This is a genomic window from Corallococcus sp. CA053C (assembly GCF_003611675.1).
Taxonomy (GTDB): Bacteria; Myxococcota; Myxococcia; order Myxococcales; family Myxococcaceae; genus Corallococcus.
The window spans coordinates 1-10,097 of the sequence record NZ_RAWA01000360.1; the positions used below are offsets into that span (position 1 = coordinate 1).

7 protein-coding genes and 1 pseudogene are annotated in these 10,097 nt (G+C 69.1%); 6 read left to right on the forward strand and 2 right to left on the reverse strand.

The features are described 5' to 3' along the window. Window positions 1-58 precede the first annotated feature (58 nt). On the reverse strand, window positions 59-1,063 hold the full coding sequence (locus D7V97_RS33380) for an NAD(P)-dependent oxidoreductase (RefSeq protein WP_120614664.1): 1,005 nt from the start codon (window positions 1,061-1,063) through the stop codon (window positions 59-61). 378 nt (window positions 1,064-1,441) lie between these two features. Between D7V97_RS33380 and D7V97_RS33385 the strand changes: the two genes are divergently transcribed. The 6 genes from D7V97_RS33385 to hemH all read left to right on the forward strand — a co-directional run bounded on the left by D7V97_RS33385 (window position 1,442) and on the right by hemH (window position 9,835). Continuing rightward, window positions 1,442-1,777 carry an SWIB/MDM2 domain-containing protein gene (locus D7V97_RS33385; RefSeq protein WP_120614665.1) on the forward strand — a complete coding sequence of 112 codons (336 nt, stop codon included), beginning with the start codon at window positions 1,442-1,444 and terminating at the stop codon, window positions 1,775-1,777. A gap of 185 nt (window positions 1,778-1,962) precedes the next feature. Next, complete coding sequence (gene treY / locus D7V97_RS33390) at window positions 1,963-5,076, forward strand: malto-oligosyltrehalose synthase (protein ID WP_199729022.1); 3,114 nt, start codon at window positions 1,963-1,965, stop codon at window positions 5,074-5,076. Next, window positions 5,073-7,217 carry a glycogen debranching protein GlgX gene (gene glgX, locus D7V97_RS33395; RefSeq protein ID WP_120614666.1) on the forward strand — a complete coding sequence of 715 codons (2,145 nt, stop codon included), beginning with the start codon at window positions 5,073-5,075 and terminating at the stop codon, window positions 7,215-7,217. Before treY ends, glgX begins: the two co-directional genes overlap by 4 nt. 109 nt (window positions 7,218-7,326) lie before the next feature. Further along, window positions 7,327-8,301: a TerC family protein gene (locus D7V97_RS33400; protein ID WP_120614667.1), complete on the forward strand. Its 975-nt coding sequence runs from the start codon at window positions 7,327-7,329 to the stop codon at window positions 8,299-8,301. A 54-nt stretch (window positions 8,302-8,355) separates the two neighbouring features. Then, window positions 8,356-8,739, forward strand: coding sequence for a Co2+/Mg2+ efflux protein ApaG (gene apaG, locus D7V97_RS33405; protein ID WP_120614670.1), 384 nt, complete (start codon window positions 8,356-8,358; stop codon window positions 8,737-8,739). Window positions 8,740-8,767: 28 nt separating this feature from the next. Next, the gene (gene hemH, locus D7V97_RS33410) at window positions 8,768-9,835 is read left to right on the forward strand and encodes a ferrochelatase (protein WP_120614668.1); all 1,068 of its coding nucleotides are present in this window, start codon (window positions 8,768-8,770) and stop codon (window positions 9,833-9,835) included. Here the strand turns inward: hemH and D7V97_RS44910 are convergent. Further along, window positions 9,810-10,097 (reverse strand): annotated as a pseudogene (locus D7V97_RS44910) (hypothetical protein); the annotation flags it as partial. The gene hemH and the pseudogene D7V97_RS44910 sit on opposite strands and share 26 nt — an antisense overlap.

The following is a 10,097-nucleotide window of genomic DNA, read 5'->3' on the forward strand; positions in this document are numbered from 1 at the left end:
CCGGTCAACGATGCCGGACGGGGGCGGGCCGGGGGGCCCACCCTTTGGACGCATGGGTCTATAACCAGCCCTGCGCGCGATACCATTCACCACTGCGAGTGATGGACTCCGCCAGGTTCCTTCGCGGCCGGAAGCCCAGCAGCCGTTCGGCCTTGGCCCCCGAGCACGTCCAGGCCGGCGCCAGCAGCTGCCGCGCCAGCTTCCGGTTCAGGGGCAGCTTGCGGCCCGTCAGCCGCGTCACCCCGTCCGCCGCCGTCGCCAGGGCCGTCAGCACCGCCGGGCGCATGCGCACCGTGCGCGGGTGGTACCCCAGCGCCTTCGCCCCCAGGTCCTGCATCTCCTCCAGTGTCAGTCGCTCCGGCGAGGTGCAGAAGAACGCCTGCCCCACGGCCTCCGGCTTCTCCGCCAGGAGGATGAGCAGGTCCACCACGTCCTCCACGTCCACCAGGGACAGCGGACGGGGGCCTCCGGCCAGCTCCAGGCGGATGCCCTGCTTCACCATCTTGAAGAACGACAGGTTTTCCCGGTCTCCAGGGCCCAGGATGCGCGGCGGGCGAATCACGGTGACGGGCAGCCGGTCCTGGAAGGAGAAGGCGATGGTTTCGGCTTCCGCCTTGCTCTCGCCGTACCACTCATGGGGATGGAAGGCGTCCTCCTCTACATGGGGGCGCTCCCGGGTGGAGGGGCCGTGCGAGGCCAGCGACCCGCACATCACCAGCCGGGGGCGCGAGGTGCCTTCCGTGACGGGGAGGGCGGCCAGGGCTTCGCACAACAGGCGGGTGCCGCCCGCGTTGACGCGCAGGAACTCGTCCTTCTTCGCCGCGCGGCGGATGCCCGCCAGGTGGAAGACGACGTCCACGCCCCGCACCGCGGCATCCAGCGAGGCCCGGTCCGTCACGTCCCCCACCACCCGCTGCCAGGGGTGCCCTTCGAGCGCCTTCTCCAGCTCGCGGGTGTCCGTGGTGGGGCGCAACAGGCATGAAACACGGTCGCCGCGAGCGACCAGCGCGCGCGCGAGCCAGGTCCCCAGGAAGCCGCCGGCGCCGGTGATGAGGGCATTCATGGGCGCTGTTTCATCCGAAAAGACACATCCCGTCCACCGCCGAAATGGGGCGGTGTCCCCGAGGGAACGCGCGGGCGCGGGGCCGGCAATCCGCCTCCGGACGCGTTCGTTGACGCAATCCCCGAGGGAAAACGCGCTGCCGGGCCGGCTTCTAGGGCTCCGGACGCATCACGAGGCTTCCGCTCCCGAGGGAAGAATGCGCTGCGGGGCCGAGTTCTAGCCTCCGAACCCATCGCTTCGGGCGTTTCCCGAGGGAAAAAGCACGCGATGGGCACTGTTTTTCGAGCTTGGCCGTGCTACTACGCGCCATCGGCTCTAGCTTGAAGACGCAAGCACGCCGTGCAACGTCCCCTTCGGAGGGGAGGAGACACAAGACGAATGGCCGCCAAGAAAGCCGCTGCGAAGAAGACCACTGCCGCTCCCGCCGCCAAGAAGTCCGCCGCGAAGAAGACCGAAGGCGCTCGTAAGCCGAACGCGTCCTTCATGAAGGAGATGACGCCTTCCGCTGCGCTCGCGGAGATCGTCGGCCCCAAGCCGCTGCCCCGGACCGAGGTTGTGAAGAAGCTCTGGGCCTACATCAAGAAGAACAACCTCCAGGACGCGAAGAACAAGCGGCAGATCAACGCCGACGACAAGCTGAAGCCCATCTTCGGCGGCAAGAAGAACGTCACCATGTTCGAGATGACCTCGCTGGTGAACAAGCAGCTGAGCTGATTGGCGAAGGGCCCATCGGGGCCGACGCTGGTCTTCCGAAGGACCCCGGGGGCTCGTCACGCATCGCGCGGGACGGGCCCTCAGCTTTTTCCCCTGCGACTCGCGGCCCCTGGAGCGTTGAAAAGGGGGCGGACAGGCATCTGCGCTCTGGCGGACGCGCCGCGTCGGGCCTACCTGAGGGTCCCATGTTCCAGGACAGCCACGAGGCAGGAGCGCGCACCGCGCGGCAGGCGGACGCGGATGGCACGAACACGACGGTGGAGGGGCTGGCGGAGGGCCTGTTCGCCCAGGTGCGCCGCGAATTGGAGTCGCGGCGCGTCACGCCGCTGTCCACCTACCGGATGCAGCTGCACCAGGGCTTCACCTTCCGGGACGCGATGGCGACGGTGCCGTACCTGGCGCGGCTGGGGGTGAGCGACTTCTATGCCTCCCCCTATCTGAAGGCGACGCCGGGCAGCACCCACGGCTACGACTGCGTGGACCACCAGCGGCTCAACCCGGAGGTGGGCACGCCGGAGGACCACGCCACCTTCTGCGCCGCCCTGCGCGAGCACGGGCTGGGGCAGGTGCTGGACGTGGTGCCCAACCACATGGGCATCGAGCGCGACAACCGGCTGTGGCTGGACGTGCTGGAGAACGGCCCGTCGTCCGTCTACGCGAAGTTCTTCGACATCGACTGGCGGCCGGTGAAGGACGAACTGGCGGACAAGGTGTTGCTGCCCATCCTCGGGGACCAGTACGGCATCGTGCTGGAGCGGGGGGAGCTGAAGCTGTCCTTCGAGGCCGGTGCCTTCCACCTGCACTACTACGACCACAAGCTGCCGGTGGCCCCGCGCCAGTACGCGCGCGTGCTGCGCCTGGGGCTGGAGCGGGTGCGGACGCAGCTGGGCGCGGAGCACCCGCACCTGGTGGAGCTGCTCTCCATCCTCACCGCGCTGGAGCACCTGCCGCCGCGCACGGAGGTGGACCGCGCGAAGGTCATCGAGCGGCACCGGGAGAAGGAGGTCATCAAGCGCCGGCTCGCCGCGGTGGTGGCGGACAGCCCGGAGCTGCAGGCGTACGTGGACGAGAACGTCCTCGCGTTCAACGGCACCCCCGGCAACGTGCGCTCGTTCGACATGCTGGACGCGCTCCTCCAGGAGTGCAGCTACCGGCTGGCGCACTGGCGCGTGGCGGGGGAGGAGATCAACTACCGCCGCTTCTTCGACATCAACGGCCTCGCCGCCATCCGCGTGGAGGACCCGGACGTCTTCCTGGAGGCCCACCAGCTCATCTTCCAGTGGCTGCGCGAGGGGTGCGTCACCGGCCTGCGCATCGACCATCCGGACGGCCTCTTCGACCCCACCGCCTACTTCCTGGATCTGCAGGAGCGCTTCTTCGTGGAGCGCGCGCGGGCCCGGTTCGACGCGGACCCGAAGGAGGGGCAGGCCGCGCGCTGGCCGCAGGTGGAGGCGCTGCTGCGGGAGAAGTGGCGCTCGGAGGTCATGGGCACGCCGGACAGCCCGCTGCGCAAGGCGCTCTTCGTGTCGGTGGAGAAGATCCAGGGCGGCCGTGAGCGCATCCCGGAGGCGTGGGCGGTGCACGGCACCACCGGCTACCGCTTCGCCAACGCGGTGAGCGGCCTGTTCGTGCACCCGGCGGCGGAGGCGCACCTGACGGAGACGTACGAGCGCTTCGCGGGCAGCACGCAGGACTTCGCGGAGCTCGTGTACCAGAAGAAGCTGCTCATCATGCGCGTGTCCATGGCGAGCGAGATCAACGTGCTGTCGCACGAGCTCAACCGCATCTCGGAGATGAACCGGCGCACGCGCGACTTCACGCTCAACAGCCTGCGGCGCGCGCTCATCGAGTTCATCGCGCTGTTCCCCGTCTACCGCACCTACGTGGACGGCTGGCGGGCGGAGCTGGACGCGCGCGACGTGGAATACATCGAGTGGACCCTCCAGCGCGCCAAGGAGCGCAACCCCACCACCAACGCGTCCATCTTCGACTTCCTGCGCGACATCCTCCTGGGCCGCTACCCGGACCACGTGGGCGACGAGGAGCGGGCCGTGATGCTGCGCTTCGCGATGAAGCTGCAGCAGGTGACGGGCCCCGTGATGGCCAAGGGCCTGGAGGACACGGTCTTCTACATCTACAACCGGCTGGTGAGCCTCAATGAGGTGGGCGGCGAGCCGGAGCACTTCGGCATGCGCGCCACCCTCTTCCATCAGCGCAACGAGGAGCGCGTGGCGCACTGGCCGGCGAGCATGCTCACCTCCAGCACCCACGACACCAAGCGCAGCGAGGACGTGCGCGCGCGCATCAACGTCCTCACCGAGCTGCCAGAGGCCTGGCGGGAGCGGGCGCGGGCGTGGGCGGACCTGACGCAGCCGTTCGTCTCGCACCTGCCTTCGGGGCCTGCGCCTTCGTCCAACGACACCTACCTCTTCTTCCAGACGGTGGTGGGCGCGTGGCCCATGGGCGAACAGGTGTCCGCGCAGGAGATGGCGGAGTTCCACCGCCGCGTGCGCGAATACATGGGCAAGGCCATCAAGGAGGCCAAGGTCCGCACCTCGTGGACCAACCCGGACAGCGCCTATGACGACGCGATGGCGCGCTACGTGGACGCGTGCTTCGACCCGAAGACGGGCAAGGCATTCCTGGACGACGTGCGCACGTTCAAGCGCCGCATTGAACGCGCGGGCCAGTACAACGCGCTGGGGCAGCTGCTCTTGAAGCTCGCGTCGCCCGGCGTGGTGGACACGTACCAGGGCTGCGAGCTGTGGGACCTGTCGCTGGTGGATCCGGACAACCGCCGGCCGGTGGACTACGCCCTGCGGGAGAGGCTGCTCACGGCGCTGGACGCCGAGGCGGCGAAGGACCGCCAGGCCCTCTGCGCCCGGCTGTCGAAGGACCTGGACGACGGCCAGGTGAAGCTCTTCGTCCTGGCGGAGTCCCTGCGGCTGCGCCAGAAGCACGCGGACCTGTTCCGCCAGGGCGGCTACGTGGCCCTGGAACTGTCCGGGCCCCGGGCGCCCGCGGCGGTGGGCTTCGCTCGGACGCACGGTGACTCGGTGTTGGTGGCCTGCGCGCCGCGTTACACCCTGGACGCGCTGGAGTCCGGGGGGCTTTCGAAGGCGTACGACGGCACGTTCCTGGACCTTCCGGAGGCATATGCGGGCATGATGTTCCGCAACGTCTTCACCGGGAGTCAGGTCCGTCCCCAGCAGGGGCCGGGAGGCAAGGGGCTGGCCCTGGGGCCGCTCCTGGCGGAGTTCCCGGTGGTGTTGCTGGAGATGGAGAGGAGCACTGGATGAGAAGGGCCGAGGTGCTTCCAGGGAGGCCGTTTCCCCTGGGCGCCACGTATGACGGGAACGGCGTGAACTTCGCCGTCTTCAGCGAGCACGCGAAGAAGGTGGAGGTCTGCCTCTTCGACCCCGCCGACCCGAAGAAGGAGACCCGTCGTTTCCCGCTGCTGGAGACGACGAACCACGTCTGGCACGGCTACATGCCGGGCGTCCACGCCGGGTGCCTGTACGGCCTGCGCGTCCACGGCCCGTACGAGCCGAAGAAGGGGCTGCGCTTCAATCCGCACAAGCTCCTGGTGGATCCGTACGCGAAGGCGCTGCACGGCAAGGTGGACCCCAAGGCCCCCATCCACGGCTACGTGCACGGGAGCAAGGAGGAGGACCTCGTGATGGACACGCAGGACGACGCCTGGGGCGTACCCAAGGGCGTCATCCTGGCGGACGGGTTCGACTGGGAGGACGACCGGAAGCCCGAAGTGCCGTGGCACAAGACGGTCCTCTACGAGCTGCACGTCAAGGGCTTCACCAAGCTGCACCCGCGCGTCCCCGAACACCTGCGCGGCACGTACGCGGGCCTCGCGCACCCGGCCTCCATCGAACACCTCAAGAAGGTGGGCGTGACGTCGGTGGAGCTCTTGCCCATCCACGCGTACATGGACGAGCCGTTCCTCACCCAGCGCGGGCGCGTCAACTACTGGGGCTACAACACGCTGGGCTTCTTCGCGCCGGATGCGCGCTTCAGCGCGTCGGGCTCGCTGGGCGAGCAGGTGTCGGAGTTCAAGGGGATGGTGAAGCTGCTGCACCGCGCGGGCATCGAGGTCATCCTCGACGTGGTCTACAACCACACCTGCGAGGGCAACCACCTGGGGCCCACGCTGTCCTTCAAGGGGCTGGATGCCGGCGCGTACTACCGGCTCAGCGAGAAGGACCCGCGCTACTTCATGGACTTCACCGGGTGCGGCAACTCGTGGAACGCCACGCACCCGTACGCGCTGAAGCTGGTGGCGGACTCGCTGCGCTACTGGGTGGAAGTGATGCACGTGGACGGCTTCCGCTTCGACCTGGCGACGACGCTGGGACGGGACAGGCACGGCTACGACACCCGCGCGGCCTTCTTCCAGATCCTCCACCAGGACCCGGTGCTGAGCCGGGCCAAGCTCATCGCGGAGCCCTGGGACGTGGGGGACTACGGCTACCAGGTGGGCAACTTCCCGGTGCTGTGGAGCGAGTGGAACGGCAAGTACCGCGACACCATCCGGCGCTACTGGAAGGGCGATGACCGGCAGGCGGCGGAGATCGGCTCGCGGCTCACGGGCAGCTCCGACCTGTTCGCGCTGTCCGGCAGGAAGCCCACGGCGAGCGTGAACTTCGTCACCGCGCACGACGGCTTCACGCTGCACGACCTGGTGACGTACAGCCAGAAGCACAACGAGGCCAACGGCGAGGAGAACCGGGACGGCGCCAATGACAACCACGCCTGGAACTGCGGCGTGGAGGGGGAGACGACGGACCCCAAGGTGAACGCGCTGCGCGAACAGCAGAAGCGCAACTTCCTCGCGTCCCTCTTCCTGTCGCAGGGCGTGCCCATGCTGGTGGCGGGCGACGAGATGGGCCGCACGCAGAAGGGCAACAACAACGCCTACTGCCAGGACACCGAGCTGTCGTGGGTGAACTGGGAGCTGAACGAGAAGCAGCGCCAGCTGCTGGAGTTCACCGCGCGCATCACGAAGCTGCGGCGCGAGCAGCCCGTCCTCTCCAAGCGCCGCTTCTTCCGCGGGGCCCACATCTGGGACAGCGAGCTGAAGGACCTGGCGTGGTTCCGGCCGGACGGCAAGGAGATGAAGCGGGAGGACTGGGAGAAGCCCTATGTGCGCTCCCTGGCCTTCCTGCTGGGCGGGGACGCCATCGCCACGCCGGACGACGAGGGCCACCGCATCGTCGGGGACACGTTGCTGGTGCTGCTCAACGCGCACCACGAGCCCATCACCTTCCTCCTGCCCGCGCTGGAGTGGGGCGCGGACTGGGAGCTGGTGGTGGACACGGCGGCCACGGGCGAGTCCCAGCGCACGCACACGCCCGCGGGGGGCAAGGTGCAGGCGGCGGGGCGTTCCGTGGTGGTGCTGCGCCGGCCCGCGACGGAATGGGAGTAGCCCCCGGGGCGCTTCCCGGGGTAGGCAGCAGGCTGGACGCGCGAGCCGGCACCTCCCCCGGGGTGTCGCGGCTCGCGCGGCGTCTTCGGACCGGGAACGGGCGCACGTGATGACGGAAACACTCTGGCCCTGGGTGGGCTTCAACGTCTTCGTCCTGGCGATGCTCGCCCTGGACCTGGGGCTGTTCCACCGCAAGGAACACGCGGTGTCGCCGAAGGAGGCGACGCTGTGGACGCTCGTGTGGGTGAGCATCAGCCTCGCGTTTTGTGGAGGCATCTTTCACTACGGTGGCAAGGGCCCGGCGCTGGAGTGGCTGACGGCGTACGTGGTGGAGTACGCGCTGTCGGTCGACAACCTCTTCGTCTTCCTGATGGTGTTCGGCTACTTCCGGGTGCCGCCGCAGCACCAGCACCGGGTGCTCTTCTGGGGCATCCTGGGCGCGTTCGTGATGCGCGCGGTGCTCATCATCGCGGGCACGGCGCTGGTGGCGAAGTTCCACTGGCTCATCTACATCTTCGGCGCGTTCCTCGTGTACACGGCCCTGAAGATGTTGAAGTCCGGCGACGACGAGGACGTGGATCCGGAGGCCGGCTTCATCGTGAAGATGTCCCGGCGCCTGTTGCCGGTGGCGCGCCAGGGTGACGGCAGCCGCTTCTTCATCACCGAGGACGGCCGGCGCAAGGTGACGCCGCTGTTCATCGTGCTGATGGTGGTGGAGGCCACGGACCTGCTCTTCGCGATGGACTCCATCCCCGCGGTGCTGGGCATCAGCAAGGACGCGTTCATCATCTACACGTCCAACGTCTGCGCCATCCTGGGGCTGCGCTCGCTCTTCTTCGTCGTCTCCAGCCTGATGGAGAAGTTCCACCTGCTCAAGGTCGCGCTCGGCGTCATCCTGGGCTTCGTGGGCGTGAAGATGCTCATCGAGGGCTATTACAAGATCCCCATTGGCATCTCGCTGGCGGTCATCGCCGGGTGCCTGGTGGTGGCCATCCTCGCGTCGCTGGTGTTCCCCAAGCCGCCGGAGGTGGCGGAGGCCGGGAAGCAGCCGGAGCCGCCGGTGCGGGAGCAGGAGCGGAGCTGAAGCAGGCTTGTGTTTCGCTTGCATCGGGCGGGCGTCGCTGCCAAGTCTCCCGCCATGTCCACCGCCACCACCGATGGCATCCGCGTCACCGTGGAGCCGACCTTCTGGCCGGAGCGCAGCACGCCCGAGTCCGGGCAGTTCGCCTTCATGTACAAGGTGGAGATCCTCAACGAGGGCAGCGCCCCCGCGCAGCTGCACGCCCGGCACTGGGTCATCACGGATGCCCAGGGCCACATCGACGAGGTGAAGGGCGAAGGGGTGGTAGGTCGCCAGCCGAAGCTGGGGCCGGGCGAGCGCTTCGAGTACACGAGCTGGGCGATGCTGCGCACGCCCTTCGGCACGATGCGCGGCACCTACGAGATGGTGCGCCCGGACGGCACGCGCTTCGAGGCGCGCATCGCGGAGTTCGCGCTCACGCTGCCGCACTCGCTGCACTGACTTCCTTCCCGCCGGAGCGGTTGCGCGCATGAGCTTGCCAAGCACGAAGCGGGGACTGCTGCTCGTCAACCTGGGGACGCCGGACGCGCCCGAGTCAGGCCCGGTGCGCCGCTACCTGCGCGAGTTCCTCAACGACCCGCGCGTCATCGACATCAACCCCGTGGGGCGCTGGTTCCTGCTCAACCTGTTCATCCTGCCGTTCCGCCCCGCGAAGAGCGCGGAGGCGTACCGCAAGGTGTGGATGAAGGAGGGCTCCCCGCTGCTGGTGTACAGCCGCGCGCTGGAGGCGGCGGTCGCGGAGCGGCTGAAGGCGGACTACGAAGTGGCGCTCGCCATGCGCTACGGCAACCCGTCCCTGCCGGACGCCATCGCGCAGCTCAAGGCGAAGGGCGTGTCGGAGTTCACGGTGCTGCCGCTGTACCCGCACGAGGCCGCGTCGTCCGCGTCGTCGTCGCTGGCGCGCACCTACGAGGTGCTGGCGGAGGGCTGGGACGTGCCCAACGTGCGCGCGGTGCCGGCCTTCTACGACGACGCGGGCTTCCTGGATGCGTTCGCGGCGGTGGCCCGGCCGGTGATCGCCGAGGCGCGGGCGGACCATGTGCTGTTCAGCTTCCACGGGCTGCCGGAGCGCCACATGCGCAAGAGCGACCCGACGGGGAAGCACTGTCTTGCGTCCGCGGGCTGCTGCGACGTGCTGGGGGACGCGAACCGGCACTGCTACCGCGCGCAGTGCTTCGCCACGGCGCGGCTGCTGGCGCAGCGACTGGCGTTGCCGGAGGGCGGCTACACCGTGTCCTTCCAGTCGCGGCTGGGGCGCACGCCGTGGGTGAAGCCCTACACGGACATCGTGCTGCCGGAGCTGGCGGCGAAGGGCGTCAAGCGGCTGGCGGTGATGTGCCCGGCCTTCGTGGCGGACTGCCTGGAGACGCTGGAGGAGGTGGGCATCCGCGCGCGGGAGCAGTTCGTGGAGGCCGGGGGCGAGTCGCTGACGCTGGTGCCGTCCCTCAACGCCCACCCGGAGTGGGTGGACGCCGTGGTGCGGCTGGTGCGCGCGTCGGACGGGCCGCCGGCTACGGCGCGGGCGGCGTCGCGGTAGGCGTGGGGGCTTCCGGGGCGGCCTGAGGCGCGCCCTGGGGCTCGGGACTGGCCTGCGGCGCGGGAGCGGCCTGCTGGGCGCTGACGGGCGCGAGGCGGGCCTTGTAGGTGCCCACGGGCAGGTTCACGGCCGGCCGGGCCGGGCCCTTCATGGTGCTGGAGAGGGTGCCCTCCCAGGAGCGCCACTGGCCGGCCTTCACCAGGAACTCGCCACGGCCGGTGACCTTCACGGTGGCGCTCAGCTCGGTGCCCTGGGTGGGGCC